1 protein-coding gene is annotated in these 1,214 nt (G+C 45.8%); it reads right to left on the bottom strand.

The features are described from left to right. Positions 1 to 1,214, bottom strand: a 1,214-nt coding sequence (locus H600_RS22295; protein ID WP_035108748.1) for a SprB repeat-containing protein, incomplete at both ends; no start/stop codon positions are given.

Genomic DNA, 1,214 nt, shown 5'->3' with positions numbered 1-1,214 from the left:
GTACAACCTTTAGAATCCGTCACTGTCACGATGTAAGTTCCGGCAACAAGGTTTGAAGCGGTAGCCCCAGTCTGAACAGGAACAGTATTCCAAGAGTAAGAGTAAGTTCCGTTTCCACCAGTAGCTGAAGCTGTTGCAGAACCAGTTGCATCGCCTTTGCAATTTACATCGGTTTTAGAATCAATTGCAGCAGTCAAAGGTGCCTGTGGCTGTCCGATCACAACTGAGCATTTTGTTGTGTAGCCCAATTTATCAGTAACGGTTACTTCGTGAGTGCCGGCTGTCAATCCAGTAGCCTGAGCTGCCGTTTCGCCGTTGTCCCATAAGTAAGTGTATTCTCCATTTCCGCCTATTGCCACGACAGTCGCTTTGCCATTATTGTCTCCGTAGCATTTGGCAGGATCGTCCTGAGTGATGCTGCATGATAATACATTTGGTTCAGTAATGGTGACTGTACAAGTCGTTTTACATCCTTTTGAATCCGTTACGGTTACTGAATGAAGACCAGCACTAAGCGCAAGCGCTTTTTGAGTAGTTTCGTTGTTGTCCCACAAATAAGTGTAGCCTCCATTTCCTCCAAGCGGCGTAACAGTTGCCTCTCCGTCGCTTAATCCGTTGGAAGTGACAGCTTTGTTTTGTACAACTGAGCAGCTTAGAACTGCACTTGGCTCGCCAATTGTCACTGTTTCAGTATCAGTACAACCTTTTGAATCCGTAACTGTCACGATATAAGTTCCGGCAACAAGATTTGAAGCAGTAGCTCCAGTCTGAACAGGAACAGTATTCCAAGAATAAGAGTATCCAGCAGTTCCGCCAGTTGCAGAAGCCGTTGCCGAACCAGTGGCATCGCCTTTGCAATTTACATCAGTTTTAGAGTCGATTGCGGCAGTCAAGGCATTTGCTGGCTCATCGATTATTACTGTTTCAGTATCAGTACAACCTTTTGAATCAGTCACAGTCACGATATAAGTTCCGGCAATAAGATTTGAAGCAGTAGCTCCAGTTTGCACAGGAACAGTATTCCAAGAATAAGAGTAAGTTCCGTTTCCACCAGTAGCCGAAGCCGTTGCAGAACCAGTTGCGTCGCCTTTGCAATTTACATCGGTTTTAGAATCAATCGCAGCAGTCAAAGGTGCCTGTGGCTGTCCGATCACAACTGAGCATTTTGTTGTGTAGCCCAATTTATCAGTAACGGTTACTTCGTGAGTGCCGGC

Origin of the sequence: Flavobacterium denitrificans DSM 15936 (assembly GCF_000425445.1) — a bacterium.
In the GTDB taxonomy this organism is placed as follows: Bacteria; Bacteroidota; Bacteroidia; order Flavobacteriales; family Flavobacteriaceae; genus Flavobacterium; species Flavobacterium denitrificans.
This window is presented reverse-complemented; position numbering and strand designations above follow the sequence as displayed.